The organism is Dulcicalothrix desertica PCC 7102 (genome assembly GCF_003991905.1).
Lineage (GTDB): Bacteria > Cyanobacteriota > Cyanobacteriia > Cyanobacteriales > Nostocaceae > Dulcicalothrix > Dulcicalothrix desertica.
The window spans coordinates 213579-239267 of sequence record NZ_RSCL01000005.1; the positions used below are offsets into that span (position 1 = coordinate 213579).

The following is a 25689-nucleotide window of genomic DNA, read 5'->3' on the forward strand; positions in this document are numbered from 1 at the left end:
TGATCAAGCAGGATAATTAAAACACCCCAGCTTTATGTTTGGCATAATCCACAATACTGTTTAAGTGCGCCAATCTTACTCCAGTTCCTGTATGCTAGACCGCATTCTCACTTCACTCGCTCCGGCACGCACGATAATTGATCGAACTAAAGACCCAAAAATACGCCATCCTACTAGGCTTAAACTTGCGTATCTGGTTGCTATCAGTAAATCTGACAATCGTACCTGTATAATTCCATCAAAAACTAGAGAGTTCGCGACAACATCAGATGAATCACCCGGTAAAGGTGGTAAGTACATACGCTGCGTAGAATTAAACTTCAATAGCTCCCCAAGTAATTGTTTAGCGTTAGGGTCATTGGTTTTAATTGGCTGCACACGCAACAGGACTGCGTATTCGCGGCGCCCTGGTACCAAATCACAGGTAGAGGTAGCGACTGCAAATTTCATTCCAGTGATACGCTCCCCTAAAAAATAGGCAGCGTCCGTACTAATAATGTCACCTTGTAAAAGGGTAAAGGGGTCTTCGTCTGCATTTATTAGACCCCGACTTAGCACATCCTGATAAATGATTGGTTCACGAACGAGAGCGCCTTTGAAGTTAAACAAATCCTGACGCTTGCTTGTTTTACCAAGTTTTTGAGCAAAATTTTGGATAATTTTGAGTGCTTGGTCATCGTGAGAAAGAGTTGAAAGACGTGCTTCAAGTTCTGCTAAGTTTTCAGGCAAACCTGAGTTAGTTGCTATAGTCAATCAACATTACTCCCATTCCGAAGTGTTAGATGCATCTAGTGGGCGCCTAATAAGGCTTGGGTCTAGAATAACCTCATCGTCCAAATCTATATCATCAGTTTCAGGTTGCAAAGGCTCAAAGTGGTCGCGCGTGGGAAGTTCGGGTAAGTTGCCCAACATTGTAACTGTTTCTACTAATAGGTCAATACTTTCAGCATCAGGGTGTTTTTGCAAGACGCGCGCAGTACGTAATAGCACACGCAGCCCACCACGCAAGCGTTCAACATCACGAGCCAAGCCTAAAAGATTTTGAAAGTCGCTCTCTTCCAAAATTCGATATTGCCCCGTTTTCGTTTGTAAAGTGGTTATTTTTCCATCTTTAACCGATTCAAGGGCTTTCGCTCCTTCTATGCGAAATTTCTCGAATGATGGAAAAACCCGACCATTCTGCAAATTTGTTAAGTCTTTCACTTTGATTATTATAAATTTAGATATTACCTACTCTTCTAATAGTAGCAGAGATTTCTTTGGTTATACGTTGGGAATTCGTTGTATTAGAAAAATTCAGTAATCATGCTACGCTCTTATTGCGACTAGCCCTAAATTTACGAACATACTTATAGCCAACACGTACAATCCAAACTTGTGCATCAGGATAACGTTCTTCTAGGCGCCGACAAGCAACAATTTCCGACTTATCTATTTCCCAAGCACCTGTAGTAATATCAATTGCTACTATCTTACCTTTACTATCTGGTTGAAGTACTGGATAGATATCGCGTTCGTAAATTTGCGTGCGCCGTGACGCGCAAATTCTTCTTTACTATACTTTGGTTCTTTAGCTGCCATAAATCTCACGCTGCTTGAGGTCGCGTTGTCTTAAAATACGGAGTACCTGAATCCCAATTTTACCACGGGTAAAAAGTTCGTCTGCATCCTCTAAACCGAGGGAGCGCGAACACATTACCACTGCTTTCTTCAAAAACAGACTCTTGTGTCATGGTTGTTTTTCCCTTTCCTGTGCGTCCTTATAGCGTTGTTTAATCAAGTCGATATCAGCTTGCGGGGTTTTAATCCCTTGCTTAGATTTTTTCCGGAAAGCGTGTAAAACATAGACTTTCTTACCTATTTTAACAGTGTAAACCGCTCTGTAGGTATCGGTATCATAGCGTTTGATGATTTCGTAAACACCACTTCCAACACCTTTAAAGAGTTTGGCTTCCATCGGTGTTTCTCCTGCTTGTACTCTCATTTTATATGAAATTTCCTATACAATATGGAAAATTCGTAAATTTATAAAAAACAGCCCCCAGCAAGCTAGGGACTGCTATTTTGATTAAACCATAATCGGTATAATAAGCACTGTGGGAATTTATGCGACCATTCCTGTATTGGAACGTTCTTCGATTCTTCTAATGTCAATTAAATGTTCTCCAATAAATTCACTATTTTTAAGCCGATTCATTTCCTGATTCCAAGGTTCACTAGTATACAATAGTCCTACATTCCAGTCCATAATTGTCCGCTTTGCTTGAAGCTTACTATGCAAAACTTTTGCTAGATTAATATATCTATTTTTACTTTCTTCTCCATCTACTTTAAAAAATTCTAGGTTTGGAATAGTTATTTTGATATACTCTACAACTCCAGAATTAGAGGGACCCGCATATTCAACAGTCATCATTCCATCTGGCATGTAATATTCTATGCCTCCTAATTCCGACCAGGTTGACAATTTCTCAAGTGCAGCCTGCGAATCCTCTACATATTCTACATCTGGACTCTCAGTTGCTGTATCATGCAAAATAAGAAGGCAGTCTTCGTCTATAATTCCGTCAAGCTCGCTTATTACTTGATGTGTAGTTTGAACAACCTCTCTAGCAGGTAAGCCTTCAGGCATCATTATGATTATTTCCCAATGATCACTCATCTCTGTTTTACCTCTGTCCAGTACGTATTTCTATTATTACACCCGATTTTGCTGCTTTACCTATAAACCATTTGCGAACATCGTCCGATACTCCTTGCGTTAAATGCACAACAATTTTTCTGGGAGGTAAGGAAGGATTCACTTTGGCATCTTTCTTTATTTTTTGAATATATTTTTCGATTTGACCTATGAGAGTAATGTCTGGTCTCGTTGCAGTTCCATAAGATGCTGAACCTTTGACTTCAATAATTTCCGTCTCGGTCAAAACATCAATTTCACCTTTGTCTTTCTTTGCTGCTTTTTTCCCCTCCTTTTCTATCGTTTGTTGAACTTCCTCAACTTTTTCACCCCTCCTAACAGCATCTAAAGCAACTCTTGCTTCTTCCCGCAAAGATATCTTATGTTCAAGAGTCTCTCTTGGGTTATCAAGTCGTGCTAGCATTTTTGTACCTCCCTTAATTTTACTTAGGATTTTTCGTTCTAGTTTAGATAGGTCTTTATTAGGGTCAGTTCCTACAACCGCAGATGCATCAGCTAAATATGTTAGGTTCCATTTGTTACCAAAATTAGTTATATTAATTGCAATTAGTTTTAAAGTTTCTAGATACTGATTTTTCTTTTTATCTATGATAATCGTATTTGAAAGTTGCTCATTGACTTTTATTATTGCATTAATAAGACCCTCTAACGAATGGACTAGATGCACGTAGGTAGTTTCTGGATATTCTTGCTTTCTAGTTTCTAACTGTTTTTGCACATGGCTTAACTTAGAAATTAGAAGTCGGGCACTGCTAACCATAAATATTTAAGTTCAATTTACCTGCTTGGCAACATTAACATTATGTCTGTCTCCAGACATAATGAAAGCAATGTTTATTTAATTTACCATCATTGTTAATCAAATAAGCCTAATATGCTTGTTATTTTTATTATCAGCTTTCAAACTAAACTTATTGCCAAAATCATGAATTTTTTACTACAATATTTGAGAAAAGAAAGTATAAGGAATAATAACACAAGCGTCAAGTAGTGCAGAAAAATTACCTACGATTATCAAAACTACTCACTTTCGCTTAATTATTTTAGTCAAATAAACCTTTTTCCTGCATAATTTCTACCATCTCACTAATCCTACCCGCTTCTGGGTCAAAAATCCCATGCGGTCGAGAAAAAGTCCTCGCTCAAGAGGACTAAATCATAATTGTTATGTTCCTTCCATTCGTTGGATGCTCCGTGTCGAAACCCTCGGTTAGGACGGCGCCACCGCTTGCGTTTGTAATGTAGCTAAATTATCGTCTGCAAGCGGAATACGACTGGGAAAGTGGAAAACAATCAAAGAAATTTCTTTAGAATTACGAGCAATTGCCTCGGTTGTAATCCCTAAACTGGGTAGACCTGGGATAGTAGAATCACTGTTATGGGTTAGTATTAATAAATCATCGGGTTGCAAAATTTTTAAGATGCTGTTGGTGAATTTTCCTTGTATACGCTGTATCGGAATGTCCAAAATAATTTCAGGAATTTCTATATCTTTTGAGCGTTTTCGAGGAGGGGATACTTGTAATAATAGTAGCGATGCTTTGAGTTCATTCGCTAAAATACGGGTCAGTGCTAAGGTACGTAGAAATGTGACTGAAGTTAAGTCTGTTTCGACAATTGGTAAAAGTACTCGTTGAGTTGTCTTAATTGGATGGGTGAAGCGTGTAATCAATACTGGTATTGTACTGCGCCGTATTACGTTATCAATGGCGCCGCCAAAAAAGTTATCACGATATGTAGCAAAACCTTTCCAACCACAGATAATCAGATTGGCGTTGCGCTCGAAGGCAGTTCGCAAAATTCCTTTTTCAATTGAGTCGTCCAACCGACCAATAGCTTCAACGTTTGTATCTGTAGAATGGGCAATGGTTTCTGCTGCTGCTAGCAACTGTTCCTGCTGGGTCTTTGCATCTGCTGAAATTTTTGGTTGGTTATCCACTAGAATATGTAGCGGCAAAAGCGTTCCGTCGGTAGCTTTAGCTAAAATCATTGCTAGTTCCAGCATATTCGCTTCTGTATTGGGGTTAGCGACGGGAACTAAGATACGATAACGAGGCACTTTATAGTTTCCAACGGTTACTAATTCCTGTTGGCTATTTGTACTTGAACTTTTTGTACCGTTGTTTGAGCTTGTACCCCAACGGTTAGTTATCCAAGGAGAGGCAATACAGGTAACTAATATCATCGCTACCGTGCCATTAACTGTGAGTTCATCTACCAGCTTAATATTGAATGCCACAGTAATTGCAGCCAAGGTTGAGGCAGCTTGAGCTACGGAAAGCCCAAACATAACCATAATATTGGCAAAATCAAATTTAAATAGTTTTCCCGAACCCCAAGCTGGTAGAAATTTGGCGATGATGGCTACTAATACCATTACCAGGGACACCAACATCGAGCGTGGTTCTTTAAACAAAATCCAGGGATTAACTAGCATCCCCACAGAAATTAAGAAAAAGGGTACAAACAACGTATTACCAATAAACTGAATCCTGTTCATCAAAGGACTTAGTTGTGGTATGAGTTGGGAAATTGCAATACCTACCAGAAAGGCGCCGATAATTGGTTCAATTTCAATTAACTGTGCTGCGTAAGACACTATAAATAGCGTGGCAACCACAAAGATAAATTCGGCGCCATCATCATGTCCAAATTTCTGGAAAAACCAACGACCAATTTTAGGAACTCCCCACAACGTCGCAAAGGTGTAAATGCCTAAAGAAGGTATCAAAAATAGCCAAAAGTTAAGGGTTAGACTGCCCTGATGAGCTTTAACGACTACTGCTAAGACCAACAAAGCTAGTATGTTAGCAATTAGCGTTCCTCCCAAAGTAACCGTTACCGCTTGGGTTCGCATGATGCCTAGTTTAGTTGCAACTGGCAGTGCTAGCAAAGTATGAGACGCAAAACAAGATGCCACTAAAATAGCTGCTAAAAAACTATAACCCAATAGCAGCATGGCGCCAGTACCTAACACCATTGGTATGACAAAGGTTGCTAGTCCAAAAATTATCGCTTTATTAGCATTAAGTTTTAGGTCATCTATACTTGTCTCCAACCCCGCCATAAACATAAGGAACAGTAGCCCCACTGTTCCTAGTAAAATTATTGTGCTATCTCTTGCCAATAGACCCAAGCCATTTGGCCCGACAATCACCCCTGCAATAATTAAGCCAACAATACCAGGCAGACGCAACCGCTCAAACACTAGTGGAGCGACTAGCATAATCGCCATGATTATTAAAAATACAGCCACTGGGTCTTTTATTGGCGCCGATAACCCAAAAACCGCTAGTAACTGTGTTGGCGAATGCCATACGCTTGCTAGATTTACCCAAAGATTTTCCATGTTTGGAATACGTAGAATAAAAGTATTGTTCCCTCACATTTGATTACTCTTTGGCTTTATAAGCTAGTGTTCTTAGTAGTATTTTGTTGGAATCAAAAGGCGTAATAGAATTTTCCCGAAATTTGTATAATTTACAGCTTTTTATTGTTAAGTATGAATTGGCGCCACATTCTTTTCCATCTTTTCCATTCAACACAGCACAGATAAAGTGTTGTATGCTACTAAGTATGCGGTGGAAGTGTGCTGATAGCGTGGCTATATTACTAAGGAATGTTCATATGTCGAACCAAGACCTATCGTATATCCGATACTCAGATGACGTCGAGGTTAAGCAACCTGATGAGGAAAAAACTATTGAGGATATTATCGCTTCTTTTGAGAGGATGCGACGTTTTGTATATGATAAGCATCGCCATGCACTACGTGGCGCCCATGCTAAGGGTCACGGCGCCGTTAAGGGAAAGTTAACGATTTATGATAATTTACCAACAGAACTGAGGCAGGGTTTGTTCCGCGAACCTCGAACTTATGATGTTATTATTCGGTTCTCGAATGCCCCTGGTGATATTATCCCCGATGCTGTGTCTTCGTTTCGTGGTATGGCAATTAAGGTTATTGGGGTTGAAGGGCATAAGGTTTTAGAGGAGAAAGCTTCGGCACTTACTCAAGACTTTTTAATGATTAATCATCCTTCTTTCCCAAGTGGTGATGTGAAAAAATACCTTTTGGAACAGTTAGCGCAGGAAAAAGTTGTAACAGTTCCCGAAGAAGCACTGCAAGTGGTAACTACTGCCCTTCGCACCGTAAATGCTGTTACTGAAAAGGTTGGTGTAGAACTATACCCCACTTCTTTGGGGATAACAAAGCCGGAAACTCATATTTTGGGTGAGACTTTCTTCACTACGGCGGCACTTCGCTATGGTGACTATATTGCTAAAATTAGTGCTGTTCCTGTATCGGAGAGCCTTATTCCGCTAATTGGAAAGCATATTAAAGTCGATAATCATTCCGTTCTTAGAGATTTAATTGTTGAGTTTTTCCGTGAGAACGGCGCCGAATACGAATTACGCACGCAGCTTTGCACTAATTTAGAGCGGATGCCTGTGGAAGATGCTGGGATTGTTTGGCCAGAAGAAGAAAGCCAGTACCAGGCAATTGCAAAAATTACGATTCCCCCACAGGATGCATATAGTCCCGCGCGTCGTGTTTACGCTGATGAGGTACTGTCTTTTAGTTCGTGGCATTGTATTCCTGAGCATCGACCTCTGGGTTCGATCCAACGGGTACGCTTGAAGGCTTATGAAACTTCTAGCCGTTTCCGCCATGAAATGAACCAGCAACCACGAGTTGAGCCACGCAGTATTGATGAGATGCCCGATTAATATTTGATGGGGACGTTAAATGTAGAGACGTTACATGTAACGTCTCTACGTGTTTGGTTAATTTGCAAATTGTATCAAATTTCAATTTTTTATAATCAAATTTTCAAGTTTATAATCGAATAATAGCTAGTTGATTTTAAGATATAAATTTGGTATTAATAGTGATTTTTGCTACTGAAAATTTTGTATGAAGCTGTAATAAATTAAATCCCCCCAACCCCCCTTAATAAGGGGGGCTAAGAGTGGTGAGGAAGCATAAATTTTGACACAGTATTCCTAATTGGTAAGAAGTTTTAGGAATCTAATTATTTAGTATTTGTATGGTGGGCAGTGCCCACCATACGTTGTATTTCAAAAATTAAACGGGAGTTCTAGATATGAAAAATCGTGATTGGTTTGTAGGTGAAGATGGTCAATATACTGCTTGTAAGTCTCCGCGTGAGTGGGATTTGTTACGAGATAATTATCGTTTGTATCGGTTTTTGACTGAGGTGGAAGATGTTCTTAGCGGCGCCGAGGATGAGTCTAGTTGTCTTCCGGAAATGCGGATGCTAGTACGGCGCCTAATTACGAACTCTTACTGGGTGCAAAGTCAAGTACCAGAGGTTTCTGAAAATGGAGAAAAGGTTTTACTTTTATATGATGAGTTAGGTTTTCCTCTTACTGTTCAAACTGTTACTTTTGCACCAGGTGTTAAGTCTAGTATTCATAATCATGGCACATGGGGTATTGTCGCTGTATTACAAGGAGAGGAAAAAAATACCCTTTGGAAACGTAACTCAAATCCTGATTCCACTCAGCACTCAGCACTCAGCACTCAAAACTATCCTATTGAACAGACGGAAGAATTAACTTTGTTTCCTGGAGACATTATTAGTTTTGACAGTAGTGCTATTCATTGTGTAGAAGCTATGGGTGATACTCCGACCGTCACTTTCAATATATATGGAGAAACTGACCCTAAACAGCGGTATGAGTTTGACCCGGTAAACAAAAAAGCTAAAAAATTCTAGATAGGTAGATAGGGAAATGGCAAAGGTAGTTTTTTACGAAAAACCCGGTTGTAAGAACAATACTAAGCAAAAAGTACTATTGACGGCGGCTGGACATGAGTTAGAAACGTATGATATTCGGACTTATGCGTGGACACCTGATGCGCTCAGATCATTTTTTGGCAACCGTCCAATAGCTGACTGGTTCAATAAAGCGGCGCCTAGCATTAAGTCGGGTGATATAGTTCCTGATAAAATCGATGCTGATACAGCTATTAAGCTGATGATACAAGACCCTTTACTGATTCGGCGCCCGTTAATTCAAGTTGGAGAACGTAGAGAAGTCGGTTTTGATGTTGATAATATCAGTGCTTGGATAGGTTTGGAACCTGTTGATGATTCACAACGAGCGGTTAGTGCAGAACTGATGCGTCAAGATTTGCAAGGCTGCGCTCATGGTCACGAGCATAATCATCACCATGCAGAGGGTAAGTGTAAACATTAAATTCGTACTAATCACTTTAGTGATTCAAAAACATTATTTTATACACATTCTTCAAAATTCAAAACCAGGTTTCTTGCTAAAGCCTGGTTTTTCCATTTACTCCTGCTATATTTTTATACATTTATTTTTATTACAAAAATTAATGTGTATTTATTGTTACTAATTAAATCTGAATGATGAGAAATTTTAAAATAAATATTTGGCGAATTTTGAATAAGTGGTTATACTAACTGTTAGCCGTAATCAAAATCGGAAAAATTTAACACATAGCGGGCAACTACCAAACAGCAGGTGCGTCGGAAAAACATCAAGTGGGGAGCATCCCAGTTTTAAAAAAATATATTTGTCATTCTTCTAGTAGCTTGTCATTCTTCTAGTAGCAAACAATCTAGTAAAGTTGTGAAGGTTCAAGAGATACTTCACTACGTTCAGTATGACGTAAATTTGATATTGTGCTGTTATTAAGCTGTTAAATTATTAATTGATTATTATGTTTAGAAGTAAATTTTACTTTGTAGGTGATATAAGTAATTTGTTTTTAAAAGATGTATCGCGCAACCCGACGTAAAAACCGCGCGTTGTAGAGACGCGATTAATCGCGTCTCTACGTTTGGCATTTTTTATATTGAACAGCCATAGGGGAAATGGGAAGAAACGATTATGAAAAGCGATACGGCAGTTGAATTGTTACGCCGCTACAAGGAATATGGTGAGTCGATACTTCAGTGTTTGAATTTGGTAGCAGAAAATCCTCCTCCTACACAAGCTTGGGTACAAACGACGATAAGTGAATCAATTCAAACCTTTCAGCACTACGCTCAAAAAACGATTGAAATTTCTTCCTCTCCTGTCAAAATTGGCATTATGGGAGAATTTAGTAGTGGTAAAACTCTGTTACTGGGGAGTTTGATTGGATATGCAGATGCTTTACCTGTAAGTGAAACTCCCACTACTGGTAACGTGACGGCAATTCATTTAATACAGCAGCAGGGTTTGCAAACTACTAAAGTTGGTCATTTTACTGTGCAGTATTTATCGCACGAAGGTGTGCGTGAGTGCTTGCGGTTTATGCTCAAAGAAGTTGAAATACGCGCGCAAGCAGCAAAGTTACCTCCGGCGCCAATTGCGACATTACGTTCTTTACAACCCACTACCTTTATTGATGCTAAAAGTATTCTGACATGGTGTGAGTTGGCGTGGAATCAAACCCAAAGTTTAGAGTTACGGTGTTTACTGCGTGAATTAGTTATTTTTGTACGAACTTACACTTTATATGGAACAGATATTTGTGGCAGAGTTTATCAAGTTGACCAATTAATAGCGAAAAAAGGGTTACGACTTGTTGAACCACCGATGAATATTTTGGAACTTGAGTTTGAACGAATACCTACTCCTTATAAACGTTGGAATAATTTACAGGCGCCTAATTCTGAAGATTTACAACACACGTTTTCCCTGATTAGTCGAATTGATGTAACCGTCGAGTTATCGCGCGAAATTTGGGATTTATCGGGTTTACAGGGAACTAACGAGTTTATCTTGCTCGATTTTCCAGGATTAGGCGCCGCTGATTCTAGTGTTCGTGATACTTTTTTGTCATTACGCGAACTAGCTGAAGTACAAACAATATTGCTGTTACTCAATGGTAGATATCCTGGAGGCGCCACTGCGGCAAAAATTCGTAGTATGTTGGAACGTAATAAGGGTGAAGACCTCAAAGACCGCATTATTGTAGGGGTTGGACGGTTTAATCAGTTGCCGATGAGTCCTAGCGATGAGCGTGCGTTAGATATATTAGTGCAGCAAGTTTCTGAACCTGGAGATAATGACGCGATATTTTCGGTGTTCAACGAACCGCTAAATGAAGAAGTTGTATTAGAACAATTACCGATTTTGCAATTGATTGTTGCGAGTGCGAGTAATTTAACGACAGAGAAGAAAAATATTGTTTTGTTGTCACAGCTACATGGTTTGAATAAGTTGGCTGAGGTTTCGCGGTTAGTACAAGTTTGTTCACCTGAGTTTTTGCCAGATTTAGAGATACCTAATAAATTAGAGGAATTACGCGCACGCGACAAGTGGCAGCAGTTGAGCGAGTTATTACCAGCTTCTAGCACGCTTTCTAAACAACTTAGTCATTATATTGATGATGGTGGAATTAGTCGCTTACGTTCTTTACTTAAAGAACATGTATCAGTTCACGGAATGAAGCAGTTACTCGAAGATGTGCAGCGAACTGCTCAAGTGTTGCGGAGTGAACAGGTGAAGTTAGAAAATACATTACAGGAAGTTGCTGCATACATGCCTGTTGTAGAGAATCCGGCATTTTTGACGTTAAGACAAGCGGTGGAAACTTTGGTAGGTGTTTATAGGCAATTTCAAGAAGATTTAGACAGGCAACCTATTTTAACCAACCGTAGCGGTGTTTCAGTTAGCGATATTGTTAAGGATGAACTGACGAACAAGATATTTTTTGACTGGAGCGAGTGGACTTTGTTATTAGACCGTACCAAAAACGGTATTATCTCGCTTGATAAGGGTGAAAGATTTTTTGAGGAAGATGAGTTTGATGACTCAATACCCACGACATCAGAAGATTTTTATCCAGCGTTTGTTCAGACTCTTCGGGATATGCAAGCTTTTGCTCACGACCGCATTACAGAAGCTGTTATTGATTTGTTTGGTAAAATTTCTCGCAATGTCGAACTTGAGCGCAGTAAAATCAACTCGCTTATTCTTCCAGAAATGGAACAGTATATTCTGCATAATTATGGTAATAAACAAGCTCGTCTTTTCCGCAATTTACTTAGAGCAATTGAGCCTGTAAGTAAGTGGCAAAAGTTAATTATTGAACGCAGTGCTTTATCTGGAAGCATTACACCTATTCAAGCGGATGCTTTATTTCCTCTGGCACAAAGAGATAGCAAGCATAATCAATGTCAAATTTTTGACTGGAGTCCGCAAAAATCATATCCAGTTACACCACGACCCTTTAATCATCAAATTGCTGTTTTAAGGTTACGCGATGAAATTACTACGAGTTCGGGTTTGCATTTAATTCAGTATGTTAGTCAGTTAACTAAACAGGTTAAATCTTCATTCACGGTTGCCACTAAAGAAATTGTTGATAGCTTACAAGATTTACTCAAGTCTAAAAATGAGCCGTTACTCAGGTATATAGCCAGTGCTGAAGAACGAAGTAACCGTGAAGGTAGGGCGCCACAACCACCTTGGTTAGAAGCACTTTCGCAAATTGTCGCCATAAGTTATCCAGAAGAATAATCGATGAGTATCAAAATTGAGCTTTTAAACCGCTATCAATTACGTGTAAAGACGCAGGACTTACTCGTTTTACCTGTTATCGAAATCAAACCTGCTGACGGCGCCAATATTCCCTTTGTATCTCGAATTAATATCACAGTCGGCGGAGTTCCAGAAGATTTAGCTATTGCAATTCAATCGGCATATAAAAGTGTCGCTTTTAGCACCAATAAACTACTAAAACTATCTACTCCACAGCGATTAAAACAAGCTAATTGTCACTGGTATCAACCAATACAAGCTGGGGTAAATTGTACAATGCTTGTGACGGTTGAATATTTTGAATCTGATGCTGAAAATAATCCGATTTTGAATGTAATGAAAAAAACAACGGCAGAGTGTAATATTTGGACTTTTGCCGCTGAATCCTCACGTTTTGTGCAAATGACTGCAAAATTAATTCCACCCGAACCAATGCCTATTAAGTCACATCTTACCTACCCTGGTTGGTTTGCAATTGACTTTGGTACTTCAAACTCAACTGTGACGCTATATGACCCTAAAGTTATTATCACTCCCGATACTTTACCTATTGAGCAAGAGACAAAACTGCGCGAACGTATTGCATCTTGGTTAAACAAGCGTCCTGTCGAAGAAGCTACTACCTCTAGTCGCGGCGCCTGGGATGTAGAATGGCAGAAGTTTCTTTCTGAATTAGGCAAAGATTATCCCTGTACTAATGCTGCAAATCGCTACAACTTTGGTGAGTTATTAATTCAAGGTGTAAATAGCATACAGTTACTAGAAGTAATTCGCCAAATCGAAATCTGTTTAGGTAAACGGATGGATTGGTTTCGTCGTGCAGCTAGTAAACATCTTAATTTGATATATCATGAGGTATTTCGAGTACCTGCGTTAGAGTGGCAAAGTTTAATACCAGTAGAACTCGATAAAAATCGCCGTTCTACAGAAATACCAAGCGAGTTAGAAGTTATTAGCTTGCATAAAATCGCGACATCAGAAAAAGATGCGGAAGTTAAAGTTATTTTAGGTGAACAAGCCAAACAGCATCGGTTAGATGCGATAAAAAGAGGTGAAGAAGATATTGAAGGAAGATTTTTACATTCACCTAAACGCTACTTCGGTCAAGATAGACCATGTAAAATTTCGCTCGATGGTGAAGTTGAAACAATACCTATCAATACTTTGTTGCAGTCAGCATATGCACACCTAATTGATTTAATTGAAAAATATCGCACCTCAAATGTAGGTAAATGTTCAGAGGGTAAATTTTACCGTGCAGTTGTAACGTATCCAACGATTGCATCACCATTTGTAAGACGCGAAATTGAGAGTTTGGTACAAAAGCTTGATATTGCTGATGTCCAAATGGCTTATGATGAAGCAGTATCTGTCGCTATTTTCTTTTTATGGAGAGAGTTTAGCGGTGATTTGAATGTAGGAATTGAATCATTTAAAAGTCGTTGTCGTTATGACAACGAGAAGTGGTGGCAAAATGTATTGGTGTTAGATATTGGTGGGGGAACGACCGATTTAGCGCTAATTAGATTAACTTTGGAAGAAATAAACCCGTTTGAACCAGGAGAAGACAGAGGTGACGGAGGCCGATATTATAAGTTGACACCAAAATTATTGGGGTCATCGGGACATTTACAGTTAGGTGGGGAATTAATAACACTACGATTATTTTTGCTGTTAAAAGCTGCGGTTGCGGATTGTTTATTAACTGCTGTCGCTGATGACCGTATGGGTAAAGATATTTTAAAGATACAACCAGAAGAGTTAAGCGATAGATTTTTAGAAAGCGGTAAATTTCATCCGGGTTCACTGCTTGCGTGTGTAGATAAAGAAATTCGCGAAGACGAAGCTTACAAAGAAGCACTTAACGCTGCTGAGAGAGTTATTCCAACAAGGTGGAAAAATTCACCATCACGCGCTCAAAGCTTTTACAGTTTGTGGGAACATGCAGAAGATGCGAAATTAACGCTAGGGCAAAAGCGTCACAAAGATGCACCCGAACCAATGTACATTCTCGACGGACAGAAAATTGCTGAACTGCTCGCGCAAAATGATATTAAGCTACCAAGTGCGCTGATAGATAGTTTGAGTGTAACTCTTACAGTAGAACAATTTGAGAAAGCAACGGCGCCTGTAGTCAAGGAAGCTGTAGCTATTGCTCAGGGTTTGGTAGAAAATGCGCTCTCTCATAAATCTGGAACATCGCATCAATACCACGAGAAACCAAATTACAATCACTACGATGAACAAGTCGATTGGTTAATTCTTTCTGGTAAAACATGCAATTTAGATTTAGTCACACGTGAACTATATAGAGTATTTAGCCAGTCTGACTATTTTATTTGGAACTCTGAACGAGTTACCTTTGAACCTGAGTATACTAAACTTGCCACATCCGCAGGCGCCTGTTTTGCCGAAAAGCTCCGTCAACTTGGGTTTGCACCGAAAGAATCTAAAGAACTATTGCGAAAAGGCGCCAATCAGTTATATATAGATGTTAAAAATCTATTTTACTTTTTACCTTGTTCGTTTACACGCGAAGTAATAGGCGCCAGTCCAGAACCAATATTTAACGCAGGACAGGAACTCTACCAACTTCAACCCAAAGAAGGTATAGCTAAATTCCGTAGTGGTTGGCAGGGAATGCAGTTAACGAATAATATTATTCGTCAAGACTTTGAAAATATCAAACCCCAGCTTTGGGGTAGTTATAACGGTGATGCACTGCGTAGACAGCTTGATATTAGTGAAGATGATTTTAAAAATCACATCAAAATCCAGTTTGAAATTAATCAGAAACTAGAAATTGATTTATTACTATGTCGTGGTTTACCACATTACTTTATCTCAAGCAACATCCCATATATAGACGCAGCTAAAGCCATTAATATTCCAATCATGGTGACAGATGATGGTAAAGTCGCGGGTGATATAGCGGTAAACATCATCGAATCAGCAAATGCCTTAAAAACCGACGCTCACACATTATTATTCTCAGGAGAAAAAGATTACAGTAACCTAATTGAAATTTTCCGCGATGAAGAAAACACAACATCAGAATTTACTGGACTAATAGCAGAACTACCACCCTTCCCAATTAGCGGTAAACACACATTTTACTTTCAATACCACAATCCAAAATCAAAACAATGGGAATTAATTGGTGAACTACCCCAACCGCAAGTCAGTAGCGAATTCCCGTGCAGGTATTATGTATCACTAACATCCAAAGGAATACTAAGAGTTCACGCCTTTGAAATCCCTTACTGGACATCAAATAGCTCTGAATGTCTACTCCAAGAAGGATGTGTATTTCGCGACGCACTCCAACCTCAACCCAACGACATAGAAGCAAAACGCGACCCCTTCTCAGGAGAACATTAAGAAACCGGGTTTCTTTTCCACTAAGTACGACAATCTTCGATACTCAACGAAAGAAACCCGGTTTCTTGGCTGAAACGAGAAACTCAAAAAGCTCTTTCTTAGATGTACGTTTACGAATTATTTAAACACTAATATTAATAAACCCCACATCTTGAAATATGCTGGCAAAAATAGATTCAACAGGAAGCATTACATCATAAAACTTTGAATTGCCCACAATATAATGAATAAAACCTCCATGCTTAACTACCTTATAAAGCTCTTGACTATGAAGGACAATATCAGAAAAATACTTATGAACATAGCGCGCGAGCAAATCACTTGTTTGAGCAATTTGATCTATGATTGTGTAAAAATCCTTATAGGGAATTTTCAAATCAGATTCCGGCGCCCCTGAACCCAACATTACTAGTAGCACAACCCCAAGTTCCACCAATTGCTTGCCAATCGAGTTCACCCGCTTCTCGACCGCTTTGCAAATAACCCAACCAATACATATAAGGACGCAATTCACGTATATAACTCATACGATTAGGATAAGGAGGGGAAGTAATGACACATGTGTAGCGATTTGGCTCTAATTTCAGGCTTAAATTGCGAGCATCACAAAGAAAAACGCGCGGTTGACTAATAATTTTAGAGGATGCTGATTGTTTAATTGTATGAACTATTTCTTTCCATTGAAGTATAATTGGATTCTCAAGCATTTCCAACAATGGATATTTTGGAGGAATATTTTTTTGAAAAGACATAGACTGATGCCCAAAACTCACATTAGCACGTTCAATCATCAAACGACAAAATGCTAGTTTAAGTAAGCCACTTGTGTGAAAAGATATTGAATTTTCAATTAAATTAATATTTTCTATAATACTGCTCAGTGCGAAGAGTGTTTTTTCATCCCACCACTTTTCTATTTGATGTAAAGGAGGAACCCATGAAGTTTCTATTTGAGAGATTGATATTTTTTCAACAATCAGGTCAGAAGATTTTTCAAAATTTTTAATATCTTCTGTCGAATATGAGTTGACTTTAGCATATGCTAACCATCTTAGAAATGGGTTAATATCAGTTGTATCACTTTCTATTCCTTGTTCTGCACAAACCAGTGCTGTCGTACCAGTGCCGCAAAAAGGGTCAAGAACAACTAGATTTTTATCTTTGTAGTTCTTTAAGATATCTGAAACAAGATGGACAGAATATGCAGGTGTTAGTCTCAACCATCCATAGCGAGTTTGCTTGAGATTACCCTTATAAGTAAGATGTTCGCTTAAACCAATATTTTTGGAGGTTTTCATATCATTATGCAGTAAGTAAGCGCACTTAAAATAGTTTCTATCTCTTGTTTGATGCGTACAGAGTTTCTTTGGAAAAATGACCCAATGTCAAACCCAACAGTAATTATATTTTCAATTTACAAGTAGTTTTTATTTACTATATCTAGAAAACTTTAAAATATTAAATTCATATAAATAATCATTTTTTTCAATAATCTTATACTCAAAACTGGTTAGAGGTTTACTTTTAAACAAGTGTCAAAATTTTTAAGATGCTACCCTACCCTTCGGGATATCCTCCGGATAACGGGAAAACTTCGTTAACGTTCCTCAGCATGACAGATGCTTCGTTCCTCACTATGACAGATGCTTCGTTCCTCAGCATGACAGAAGTTCACATTTTACCGTTTGCATTATAACTATAATTTTGAACTCAACTTACTTTTTAGGCGCCGGAGAGGGTTTATTATGGAAAATCTTAGTAAATTATTGACACTTGAAGAATCACAGCTTGCTTGGGTACTGCGTTTGGGACTACATGGTTTGCGAAGTCAGTTGCAGCAAGCACTTGAATCTGTGGATTCTGATTTGGGTAGTAATGCTTGTCAAGCACTTGTTGAAGAACTTGATGTGCTTTTAGAAACTTCAAAATCAGGAGACGTGATGTATCACGTCTCTACAGAAGATGTGTTTGAGCAAAACGTAAATGAACTGAAGTTACAGCATATAGCTGATAAATTACTAGCTGACCGAGAGTTATCGCTGTATATCGGTGATTATGAGTTTTGTAGTACTTCGGATGCTGATTTGTGGAATGAAATTCAAAGGTTGTTATTGCGAGTTCCTGAAAAGCTTGCGGATAGTTGGCGCCAGCTTTCGTTTACGCTTGCAGAAGAAGTTGGCGCCGTCTTAGACCATCGTGTGTATAAACAGCTACCATTTAATCGCTGTGAAATTATGTTTCCAGGTTTGACGGGAAGTATTAAATCAACGGGTTTATGCTTGTCTGACCGGGCGCCGATATCACAGCAACTAGTCAAAGAAAATACAAGTGAGGAGTTAGTATTTCTGGCTGGAGTTGTTTCGACTTGTATAAAGTTTATTAATATTGATGCGTCACTGCATCATGCGCTTAAAAGTGTAGACCGCTTTGGAGTCAGGTCATTAAGCAGCGAAGACGAACGTTCTAAATATGTGACTGTTTTGATTGAAAGGTTTCGTCGCGTTCAAAGTACTATTGATAATTCTGACCCTATTGTTGTATTACGCGCACGACTAGATTTAGATGAAGCTATTCACTCATTAGTATATTTACCACCATGTGACCGTTACTCATGGTGGGGCAAATTGCAACAAGAAACACGTCGTACTCTTGATACTGTTGTTGAACGCGCGCGCAACGCTGGTTATCAAGTACTACTTCGTCCACTATGGGGTACTTATGCCGATGTATACACGTGGTCTAAAGACGACTTGCAACTTGATATTGGTGGAGTACCAGGAGAAGTTTCGGCGTGCTTGCGTGTTTATGCCAAAATTAACGACGAAGTGTTACCGGGACGAGTATTGTTTCGTTCATCTTAAAAAGTTTTTGGGTAAAGGTTTTTAGACTTTGTTTCGCTGAATATCTCCTTTAATTTCTTCTAAATCGGTGTAGCAATCAGCGACATTGATTAAGCTATCGCTGGTCATTGATGCCAAGCTAACTACTTCGACTTGCACACCTTTGTAAGCAATCGAATTTACTGCATAGGCAAGGTCGCCATCACCACTAAGAAGTACAATAGTATCACAGTGTTTTGATAAGGTAATCATATCAACAGCTATTTCAACGTCAAGATTGGCTTTTTTAGAACCATCGGGAAATTGAATTAACTCTTTTGTAACTACACGATAACCATTACGACTCATCCACAGTAAGAAACCTTGCTGTTTATCGTTGGTGCTATCGCAAGCAGTATAAAAATAAGCTCGAACTAATTGACGTTCTTTAGCTAGGCAACGCAACAATTTGGCGTAATCAATTTCGAGGTTGAGTTGCATTGCTGCATAAAATAAATTTGCACCATCGATAAAAATAGCAACGCGCCCTGCTTCAAGCTGAAAACGTTCTCGCCTATCACGATGTGGCTGCGATGGTTTCACAACCTCAAGATTTGGTGCTTCATTTGACTGCTCAGATTCTAGTTTTAATCGCAATCGATTATTCATCTGAGGTCGTGGAAGTAGCTGCATTCGGATACGGCTCCTCAGTACGTGAGAAATATTAAAATGAACTGTGGTAAGTAGATGGGTATCAATAAACGCTCATTTTGCAGTCAGTGGTTCACACTTTGAAGCAAGAAGCACTAACATACAAACTTATAGAATTTTTGATATTTAAGAAAGCCCACGTACTTAAAAATGATTCGTGATTATTAAGGAACTATTGCTCATATATTGGCTAAATCAAATGGTAGATGAATAAAAGTAAAAATCCTGCTTTTAAAGAAAAATCAGTCAAGGGATGAAAATACCTTTAAAAACAGCTTTCATCAGGCTTCTGCTAGTTTTCCCAATTGGGACTAGGGCGCGAGTACCTATCTTACGTTAACATTCAAGTTCAATTACAACTACATCTAACAAATATGTCAGAATCAGCAGAATTCTGCTATGAATTGAGCTTTAGAAACCAAAAAGTAGATATACACGTATGCCTGTAGAGGCTCGATTTTATATTTTCTTTATTTTTTACAGTTTTTCAACTCAGAAAACCAGATTTTTTAAAAAAGTTTACAATAAGTTATATTTCTTAATATTTTGTGGTTTTAATTATTTAAATTGAGAACCGACATATACGCTATCTCGTTATCCTGCCTCAAAAAAGATATTTAATATTTTTTTAAGATTTTGATTTTGTCATTGTGGAATGGGCATCCTTGCCCGTTCCTACAGTAAGGCGGGCAAGGATGCCCGCTCCACAAGAGAAGATTAGCTGACTGCGGCAGGTTCCAATGCTAAATCTTGGAACATAGGGGTGCTAAGGTAACGCTCACCAAAGGAAGGTTGAATTACCACAATTAGTTTTCCAGCATTTTCGGGACGTTTGGCAATCTGTATTGCTGCACACAAGTTTGCTCCAGAAGAGACCCCTGATAGTAACCCTTCTTCACGTGCTAGTCTTCGACCGTAAGTCATTGAGTCTTCATCACTAACACGAATTACTTCGTCAATTATGTCTGTACGAAGAACATCGGGTACAAAACCGGCGCCTATACCTTGAATTTTGTGTGGTCCTGCATTTCCACCCGAAAGCACAGGACTATTGGCTGGTTCAACTGCAATGGCACGAAAACTTGGTTTGCGTTGTTTGATTACTTCTGCCACACCAGTTATTGTGCCACCAGTTCCAACACCTGCCACTATAAAATCAGCTTTTCCTTCGGTGTCGTGCCAAATTTCTTCTGCGGTGGTTTTACGATGTACTTCGGGGTTTGCGGGGTTACGAAATTGTTGCAACATATACGCATCGGGAGTTTTTGTGACTATTTCTTCTGCGCGCGCTATTGCTCCTCGCATTCCTTCGCTGCCCGGTGTTAACTCTAATGAGGCGCCATATGCACGCAGCATTGAACGACGCTCTAAGCTCATTGTTTCGGGCATCGTCAAAATTAATTTGTAGCCGCGCGCTGCTGCCACCATTGCTAGAGCAATTCCTGTATTCCCAGATGTTGGTTCTACCAAGATAGTTTTGCCTGGTTGAATAAACCCCTGTTCTTCAGCAGCTTTTATCATACTGGCGCCAATACGGTCTTTGACGGAAGCTGCGGGGTTCATTCCTTCGAGTTTGAGGACTATTGTGGCAACACATCCTTCGGAATAGGGAATTTTGTTGAGTTGAACTAGGGGAGTGCGTCCAATTAATTCTGTTACGTCACGAGCAATCCGCATTTATATAACTCCTAAAATAATGAATTTACTACAACAGGTACTTAAATCTTCTTTCTTATATTTTTATCAAAATTTGAACAATTGTTCTGTTTATTTTAAGCATGACTTGCTTGGCGCCACACTTTGTATATCTTAGGTCTGAATTAACAAGCCAAATCTAATGGGTGAGTACAGAAGAATGCTAGTACCCTAGGTCGCAAAGTCTAGTCCCTTGTCCCGTAAATACTAGAACCCCCACCCTTATAAATTATTATATTGCCTATTGTATATGGATTTGCACCCTGTCGGCGCCTGCGTAATAAATCTAATAAACTCAATCGGACTCGGTTTTTGAGTGGTGTTTTAGGGCAACTGATATAAACAGTATAGGATTTACGCAGAGATTCCCCTCTACCCCCCCAAGCAATTGGGGGGGACTTCTTATCTAAATAAATTCAAATGAAAATGAAAGCCAAATTACTAAATGCTTTTACAGTTTGTTTGGTGACTTTAGCAATACTTTCTCCTGAGATAGCTGTACTTGGCATTGTTTGGCACCAGCATTTACACTTAGAAAAAACTAATTTATTTGTTAATAATACTAATTTTCATATCAAAGATGTTCAGATACTAGAAAAAAACTCTTTTTTAAAACCAAAGCAACAAAATGAATTTTTGTTTATATTTAACAAATATAAAATAATTTTTATCCTAGAATCGTTATTAATATGTATTCCTGTGAGTATCGGCGTAAGCATTTTTGCTTATGAGAAATATCTTATCTACCGTGCTGAAGTTTACAGGAAACAGGTGGAAATATTAGAAAAAATGTGGCAAAAAAGTAACTACTGGTAAATTTATGAACCCAACTCCACAACAAGAACAAGAGCAAGAGTCACCAGAAGAGGTAAATAAGTACTTTGAGTTAATCGATAAGTTACTTAATTGCCCAAACGGTCAAGAGCCAGAAGTATTAGAAGATAACTTAGAGCTACTTGACGCAGGATTGATAAAAACTATGTTAAAGGTTGCGGCAATTTTTGTTCACGAAGATAATTCTGAAGGCGCCGAATTTTTAGTTCATATTGCCCGTGAGTTATCAAAGCAACTAGGTTTATACCCAGAAATTCCAGCAAAGGAGTAATAATGCTATTGTCTGCGAAACAAGCTGGCGATATAGCGTATTCGTTTTTGATGGAAGAATGGAATATATCGGAGTTAGAATCAGACTGGTTTGTTGTTTTTAGTGCCCGGTTGTTAGGTCAGCATTGGTATGTAGTCGAAATAGGTGTTGAAGGATTGCCTGATAGGTGGTTTATTCAAGTCTATGATACTGGGGAGTGTGACCCAAATTATACTTTTAGTTCTCCCATTAACGGCTCTGATAAATACACCGACTTAGCACAAATTCCTCCTCTCATTGCTGAAATATTAGTATCTGAAAGAAATTCTCGTTAATAAGAAACCGGGTTTTTTGAAGAAACCCGGTTTCTAATATTTAAATAAATCTTTAGATATAAAACAATAGCGTTAAAGATGAACTAATTGAATAATTAAGAATCTAACTTTTGTGTCATATTTTGATAACATAATCATGTTATATTATATTGGTTAATGTGATGAGCGCTACGGAAATCGGTACTAACAACAATGAATACTGAAGACCTTCTCGCAAAAGAATTCACTCGCATTTTAAAACAATACTATCCCACAGTCGGCGAGTTATTAGACGGCTGCTATATTAAAGTTATCGTCTCTTACTGGGGGCGCCCTCCAAAACGCATTCGGTATGTAGGAATTTATTGTACAGACGATATAATGCCCTACTTACAAGCGAAAAAAGAGGTTTTTAGAGAAATAGCAGATAACATGGGATTAATGCAAGTTGTGTTTTTAAACGCAACACGATTATTGCGTGACCCCAAATCTAGCTTAAAAAATGCAGACCCACGTTTATGGTTAGAATTGCACTTGATAGCAGCATAAAAAACTTACAATAATCACAACTTATATAGCTGTCATAAAATAGACAAGCAGGTGGCATTGGTTAAAAACTCGGAAAAAATTAAGCTATCAACCTTGAAGAGGAGTTAAGAGGAACGGATTATAGAATTTAGTTATTTGTCATGAGTGCTCATCACCTATAATTCATGACTCATAACTCCTCACTTGCAAACGCTAATAAAGGCTTTGAAACTATGAATAATTACTCACAGTCTCCCGATGATAAACCACCAGAAAATGTTTCACAGCTTGATAAAATGATGCAGGTTGAGCTTGAGCGTTCGATTGCTAGGTGTGTTTATGAAGAATGCGACCGAATTACACAAGCATTATTATCAAACTGCCAATGGTATGTAACAAATCAAGCTTCGGTGTTAAAGTTAATTATTGATTGCCCTGATGTTGTAAGTTACTGGCATATCGTCAGCAACATTCCTCAAATAGGCAGCCGACTTGAGCGCTTTTCTAAAAATGCCAAAATTCGAGTTTATCCTCCAAGTGGTAAAGGAATGCCTTTTGAAATTAGTATTTCCGAAATTACAGCTTACCGCGATTGGATTTAATTAGCTCTCTGTTGTACTATACAGTACTATTTAGAGGCGCCGTTAGCTACAGCGTCTCTAGGGTATTTGATTGTGTGGCTGTTTTTGAATAATGCTGAAACTCATTAATAACTTGACGATAAAGCATAATATATTCGCTAACCATTTTTTCTGTTGCAAACCTTTCAGAATTGAGTAAGCTTTCTGATTTCAATGTGTCTATTGTTGGAAGATGATACAAAATTGTTGAAGCTGCATCTTCATGATTATTCGGTTTTATATAAATGGCAGCTTCCCCTCCCACATCATTCATAGGAGGGAGATTTGATGTAAATACGGGGCAACCACAAGCTTGAGCTTCGATCAGGGGCCAGCCAAAACCTTCTTGTAGAGAAGGAAATAGTAATGCTGTTGCCGTGGAATAAAGCGCGCGTAAATTTTCGTTATCAATGTTTACTAGTTCTATGACGTGTTGAGATAAATAATGGTTCTTAATAAAGAAGCGCATTTCATCAGTCATTGATTTACCCACCATAACTAGATAAAAATCTGGATGGTTTTGTTTTAGCATCATATGATAAAAAATCGATAGCACTCCCAAACGATTTTTATACCAGTGATTTGCGCCTACATGCAGAATAAAGCGACTATTTGGAGGAATTCCCAAATGAGTTAAACGCTGCTTGGCTTCTGTTGGCGCCATTGGAGAATAAGGATAATTGAAACCTAAAGGAATAAAAGATATATTACGCGCGTTTAAAGAACAAATACGCATTACATCCATTTTTGTTTGTTCCGAAATGCAAGCGACTTTTGCAGCTTTATTTAATCCATTTATAATCATTTTTTGTAAAATTTTACCTGTCCACCCAGTTTTGTAGTCAGAAAATTCTCCTAAACCAGAGCGGATAGGTAATAAGTCATGGCAAGTAACAACGTGTGGTATATTTTGTAAATACTTGGTGTAAATAGCATAGCCTTGTTCGCAAATGTGAACTACATCTGCCCAAAATAATTCTTCACGTAGTTCTGCTGGAAATAAAATATATTTATCTATATAAGCCAACCATTTTTTCAATCCCTTTAAGGGTAAGGCTAATTTAGCGAAATAAGGTTTTGGACGAATAACACGCACTTGGTGTCCAAACTTGGTTAAATGAATTTCCAGCATTGAGGTAAACCGCTCCATGCTTTCTATTTCATCTGGTTGGTAATTACCAATCAGCAAGATTTTCATTAATTATTGTAAACCTATTTGTTCTTTGAGCGAATTGATTTGATATTCCACATGATTCGCTTAATGTTAATTATTACTCCACCAGGTAACAGAGTTATTGCTAAGTTTTTACTCAAAGTTTGAAATGTTTGAAACAATAAGTGCTTTTGTAAATTCCAGAATTCTGAAATTTTCATGGTAGCAATTGAGGAATTAGGAAATGCTGGGTAATCTCTTTTAAAGCCAAATCCTAGATAATCTATTAACTCTGGAGTTAAATTATCTAAATATTCAGTATTTACTAGATTTTTTTCACCATGCCCTACATACTCACTACCAACTTGATCTACTTGAAAAAGTAAGGTATATCTAGTATAGTCTTTATCTTTAAAAGGTTCTGCCCTATGAACTGTGTGAATATCACATATTACCACACTTCCCTTTTTCATCGGTAGAGTTAATATATCTTGGCTGTAGTTATTTTCAATAAAGCTATCGCTTAAATAAATTTCATGCTGATATTGACGAGACCAAGTTTGAGAATTTTTTACTAATTGAAATGCATTAGTGGTTACATCTGATAAATAAAATAAAAATAATAGCCCTGGCATATTATGCTTGGCACTGAGTTGCTTTTCATACTGAAGGTTGTTATCAGTATGCCAAGGCATGTGTCCTTTTTTAGTAGTTTTATAAACTCGATGATTGGTGAGTTTATAATCTTCATTAAAATATTTTTTACAAATATCTAAGACTTTTCTAGATGTGATAATATCGTATGCTTTTTTAGAATTAGCAAGACAATGGGTTAAAAATTTTATATCAGAAGCAATAACAACACCGACATCGTTAGTATTGACTAACAGTTTTTCAAAATCTATTTCTCTAAGTAATTCATCAACATACTCCTCGTTCAGTGCTTGCTCAAAAACAAAATATCCTTTGATTTTGAGATCATTAACTATTTGATCTGTATTATAATTTATAAAGTTTGAATCAAACATAGATGTTGTTGGTGTGCCGTTTTTGTTTAGAATATTAGGACTAGTTAGATAAAATTATTGTACATGTGTTCAAATCCTGACCTAAACAAACTTAATCAAAACTTTCATGATTTCATATTATCGA

23 protein-coding genes and 2 pseudogenes are annotated in these 25689 nt (G+C 38.2%); 12 read left to right on the forward strand and 13 right to left on the reverse strand.

The genetic code is table 11. The features are described from left to right. Window positions 1-75: 75 nt before the first annotated feature. The 7 genes and pseudogenes from DSM106972_RS12330 to DSM106972_RS12365 form a co-directional block, all read right to left on the reverse strand. Complete coding sequence (locus DSM106972_RS12330; protein WP_127080984.1) at window positions 76-753, reverse strand: hypothetical protein; 678 nt, start codon at window positions 751-753, stop codon at window positions 76-78. Between the two features lie 6 nt (window positions 754-759). Next, window positions 760-1203, reverse strand: a complete 444-nt coding sequence (locus DSM106972_RS12335; protein WP_233786970.1) for a hypothetical protein — start codon at window positions 1201-1203, stop codon at window positions 760-762. A gap of 379 nt (window positions 1204-1582) precedes the next feature. After that, window positions 1583-1733, reverse strand: a pseudogene (locus tag DSM106972_RS12345) (XRE family transcriptional regulator); the annotation flags it as partial. Continuing rightward, a pseudogene (locus tag DSM106972_RS12350) lies at window positions 1730-1978 on the reverse strand (type II toxin-antitoxin system RelE/ParE family toxin); the annotation flags it as partial. The pseudogenes DSM106972_RS12350 and DSM106972_RS12345, both read right to left, overlap by 4 nt. A 126-nt stretch (window positions 1979-2104) precedes the next feature. Continuing rightward, window positions 2105-2662, reverse strand: a complete 558-nt coding sequence (locus DSM106972_RS12355; RefSeq protein WP_127080987.1) for a hypothetical protein — start codon at window positions 2660-2662, stop codon at window positions 2105-2107. Window positions 2663-2669: 7 nt separating this feature from the next. Then, window positions 2670-3461 carry a hypothetical protein gene (locus DSM106972_RS12360; protein ID WP_127080988.1) on the reverse strand — a complete coding sequence of 264 codons (792 nt, stop codon included), beginning with the start codon at window positions 3459-3461 and terminating at the stop codon, window positions 2670-2672. Window positions 3462-3911: 450 nt separating this feature from the next. After that, on the reverse strand, window positions 3912-6050 hold the full coding sequence (locus DSM106972_RS12365) for a cation:proton antiporter domain-containing protein (protein ID WP_127080989.1): 2139 nt from the start codon (window positions 6048-6050) through the stop codon (window positions 3912-3914). A 278-nt stretch (window positions 6051-6328) separates the two neighbouring features. Between DSM106972_RS12365 and DSM106972_RS12370 the strand changes: the two genes are divergently transcribed. The 5 genes from DSM106972_RS12370 (at window position 6329) to DSM106972_RS12390 (ending at window position 15613) form a co-directional block, all read left to right on the forward strand. After that, window positions 6329-7432 carry a catalase family protein gene (locus tag DSM106972_RS12370; protein WP_127080990.1) on the forward strand — a complete coding sequence of 368 codons (1104 nt, stop codon included), beginning with the start codon at window positions 6329-6331 and terminating at the stop codon, window positions 7430-7432. 377 nt (window positions 7433-7809) lie between these two features. Continuing rightward, complete coding sequence (locus DSM106972_RS12375) at window positions 7810-8445, forward strand: cysteine dioxygenase family protein (RefSeq protein ID WP_127080991.1); 636 nt, start codon at window positions 7810-7812, stop codon at window positions 8443-8445. Between the two features lie 16 nt (window positions 8446-8461). Continuing rightward, entirely contained in the window at window positions 8462-8929 is a 468-nt protein-coding gene (locus tag DSM106972_RS12380) for an ArsC/Spx/MgsR family protein (RefSeq protein ID WP_127080992.1), read from the forward strand. Between the two features lie 660 nt (window positions 8930-9589). Continuing rightward, window positions 9590-12211 carry a GTPase family protein gene (locus DSM106972_RS12385; protein WP_127080993.1) on the forward strand — a complete coding sequence of 874 codons (2622 nt, stop codon included), beginning with the start codon at window positions 9590-9592 and terminating at the stop codon, window positions 12209-12211. Window positions 12212-12214: 3 nt separating this feature from the next. After that, entirely contained in the window at window positions 12215-15613 is a 3399-nt protein-coding gene (locus DSM106972_RS12390; protein WP_127080994.1) for an acetate and sugar kinases/Hsc70/actin family protein, read from the forward strand. Between the two features lie 121 nt (window positions 15614-15734). Here DSM106972_RS12390 and DSM106972_RS12395 read toward each other — a convergent pair whose 3' ends face one another. Next, complete coding sequence (locus DSM106972_RS12395; protein ID WP_127080995.1) at window positions 15735-16031, reverse strand: hypothetical protein; 297 nt, start codon at window positions 16029-16031, stop codon at window positions 15735-15737. After that, window positions 15991-16911: a DNA methyltransferase gene (locus DSM106972_RS12400; protein ID WP_127080996.1), complete on the reverse strand. Its 921-nt coding sequence runs from the start codon at window positions 16909-16911 to the stop codon at window positions 15991-15993. The genes DSM106972_RS12395 and DSM106972_RS12400 overlap by 41 nt, the downstream gene beginning before the upstream one ends. Before the next feature lie 251 nt (window positions 16912-17162). Between DSM106972_RS12400 and DSM106972_RS53375 the strand changes: the two genes are divergently transcribed. Then, window positions 17163-17309: a hypothetical protein gene (locus tag DSM106972_RS53375; RefSeq protein WP_186538338.1), complete on the forward strand. Its 147-nt coding sequence runs from the start codon at window positions 17163-17165 to the stop codon at window positions 17307-17309. Window positions 17310-17358: 49 nt separating this feature from the next. Continuing rightward, a complete protein-coding gene (locus DSM106972_RS12405) occupies window positions 17359-18474 on the forward strand; it encodes a hypothetical protein (RefSeq protein WP_127080997.1) in 1116 nt (371 codons plus the stop codon). Between the two features lie 21 nt (window positions 18475-18495). Here the strand turns inward: DSM106972_RS12405 and DSM106972_RS12410 are convergent, their stop codons facing one another. Further along, entirely contained in the window at window positions 18496-19125 is a 630-nt protein-coding gene (locus DSM106972_RS12410; protein ID WP_127080998.1) for a LabA-like NYN domain-containing protein, read from the reverse strand. A gap of 735 nt (window positions 19126-19860) precedes the next feature. Beyond that, window positions 19861-20820 carry a cysteine synthase A gene (gene cysK / locus DSM106972_RS12415; RefSeq protein WP_127080999.1) on the reverse strand — a complete coding sequence of 320 codons (960 nt, stop codon included), beginning with the start codon at window positions 20818-20820 and terminating at the stop codon, window positions 19861-19863. A gap of 444 nt (window positions 20821-21264) precedes the next feature. Between cysK and DSM106972_RS12420 the strand changes: the two genes are divergently transcribed. From DSM106972_RS12420 to DSM106972_RS12440, 5 genes are all read left to right on the forward strand, one after another. Continuing rightward, window positions 21265-21654, forward strand: a complete 390-nt coding sequence (locus tag DSM106972_RS12420; protein ID WP_127081000.1) for a hypothetical protein — start codon at window positions 21265-21267, stop codon at window positions 21652-21654. Window positions 21655-21658: 4 nt separating this feature from the next. Next, window positions 21659-21943, forward strand: coding sequence for a hypothetical protein (locus DSM106972_RS12425; RefSeq protein WP_127081001.1), 285 nt, complete (start codon window positions 21659-21661; stop codon window positions 21941-21943). A gap of 2 nt (window positions 21944-21945) precedes the next feature. Continuing rightward, on the forward strand, window positions 21946-22257 hold the full coding sequence (locus DSM106972_RS12430) for a hypothetical protein (RefSeq protein WP_127081002.1): 312 nt from the start codon (window positions 21946-21948) through the stop codon (window positions 22255-22257). Window positions 22258-22449: 192 nt separating this feature from the next. After that, window positions 22450-22785, forward strand: a complete 336-nt coding sequence (locus DSM106972_RS12435; protein ID WP_127081003.1) for a hypothetical protein — start codon at window positions 22450-22452, stop codon at window positions 22783-22785. Window positions 22786-22997: 212 nt separating this feature from the next. Continuing rightward, entirely contained in the window at window positions 22998-23366 is a 369-nt protein-coding gene (locus DSM106972_RS12440) for a hypothetical protein (RefSeq protein WP_127081004.1), read from the forward strand. Between the two features lie 46 nt (window positions 23367-23412). On the opposite strand, the gene DSM106972_RS12445 is transcribed toward DSM106972_RS12440, so the two are convergent. Both DSM106972_RS12445 and DSM106972_RS12450 read right to left on the reverse strand, forming a co-directional pair. Beyond that, window positions 23413-24582: a glycosyltransferase family 4 protein gene (locus DSM106972_RS12445; protein ID WP_127081005.1), complete on the reverse strand. Its 1170-nt coding sequence runs from the start codon at window positions 24580-24582 to the stop codon at window positions 23413-23415. Window positions 24583-24596: 14 nt separating this feature from the next. Then, entirely contained in the window at window positions 24597-25565 is a 969-nt protein-coding gene (locus DSM106972_RS12450) for a phytanoyl-CoA dioxygenase family protein (RefSeq protein ID WP_127081006.1), read from the reverse strand. Between the last annotated feature and the right edge of the window lie 124 nt (window positions 25566-25689).

What these genes read in the sequence shown, in the direction of transcription:
- DSM106972_RS12365 (WP_127080989.1), bottom strand. Translation starts at nt 6,050, where the DNA reads ATGGAAAATCTTTGGGTAAATCTAGCAAGCGTATGGCATTCGCCAACA.
- DSM106972_RS53375 (WP_186538338.1), top strand. Translation starts at nt 17,163, where the DNA reads ATGCTACCCTACCCTTCGGGATATCCTCCGGATAACGGGAAAACTTCG.
- DSM106972_RS12435 (WP_127081003.1), top strand. Translation starts at nt 22,450, where the DNA reads ATGAATACTGAAGACCTTCTCGCAAAAGAATTCACTCGCATTTTAAAA.
- DSM106972_RS12380 (WP_127080992.1), top strand. Translation starts at nt 8,462, where the DNA reads ATGGCAAAGGTAGTTTTTTACGAAAAACCCGGTTGTAAGAACAATACT.
- cysK (WP_127080999.1), bottom strand. Translation starts at nt 20,820, where the DNA reads ATGCGGATTGCTCGTGACGTAACAGAATTAATTGGACGCACTCCCCTA.
- DSM106972_RS12405 (WP_127080997.1), top strand. Translation starts at nt 17,359, where the DNA reads ATGGAAAATCTTAGTAAATTATTGACACTTGAAGAATCACAGCTTGCT.
- DSM106972_RS12375 (WP_127080991.1), top strand. Translation starts at nt 7,810, where the DNA reads ATGAAAAATCGTGATTGGTTTGTAGGTGAAGATGGTCAATATACTGCT.
- DSM106972_RS12440 (WP_127081004.1), top strand. Translation starts at nt 22,998, where the DNA reads ATGAATAATTACTCACAGTCTCCCGATGATAAACCACCAGAAAATGTT.
- DSM106972_RS12445 (WP_127081005.1), bottom strand. Translation starts at nt 24,582, where the DNA reads ATGAAAATCTTGCTGATTGGTAATTACCAACCAGATGAAATAGAAAGC.
- DSM106972_RS12400 (WP_127080996.1), bottom strand. Translation starts at nt 16,911, where the DNA reads ATGAAAACCTCCAAAAATATTGGTTTAAGCGAACATCTTACTTATAAG.
- DSM106972_RS12360 (WP_127080988.1), bottom strand. Translation starts at nt 3,461, where the DNA reads ATGGTTAGCAGTGCCCGACTTCTAATTTCTAAGTTAAGCCATGTGCAA.
- DSM106972_RS12385 (WP_127080993.1), top strand. Translation starts at nt 9,590, where the DNA reads ATGAAAAGCGATACGGCAGTTGAATTGTTACGCCGCTACAAGGAATAT.
- DSM106972_RS12420 (WP_127081000.1), top strand. Translation starts at nt 21,265, where the DNA reads ATGAAAGCCAAATTACTAAATGCTTTTACAGTTTGTTTGGTGACTTTA.
- DSM106972_RS12430 (WP_127081002.1), top strand. Translation starts at nt 21,946, where the DNA reads ATGCTATTGTCTGCGAAACAAGCTGGCGATATAGCGTATTCGTTTTTG.
- DSM106972_RS12355 (WP_127080987.1), bottom strand. Translation starts at nt 2,662, where the DNA reads ATGAGTGATCATTGGGAAATAATCATAATGATGCCTGAAGGCTTACCT.
- DSM106972_RS12410 (WP_127080998.1), bottom strand. Translation starts at nt 19,125, where the DNA reads ATGCAGCTACTTCCACGACCTCAGATGAATAATCGATTGCGATTAAAA.
- DSM106972_RS12370 (WP_127080990.1), top strand. Translation starts at nt 6,329, where the DNA reads ATGTCGAACCAAGACCTATCGTATATCCGATACTCAGATGACGTCGAG.
- DSM106972_RS12450 (WP_127081006.1), bottom strand. Translation starts at nt 25,565, where the DNA reads ATGTTTGATTCAAACTTTATAAATTATAATACAGATCAAATAGTTAAT.
- DSM106972_RS12425 (WP_127081001.1), top strand. Translation starts at nt 21,659, where the DNA reads ATGAACCCAACTCCACAACAAGAACAAGAGCAAGAGTCACCAGAAGAG.
- DSM106972_RS12390 (WP_127080994.1), top strand. Translation starts at nt 12,215, where the DNA reads ATGAGTATCAAAATTGAGCTTTTAAACCGCTATCAATTACGTGTAAAG.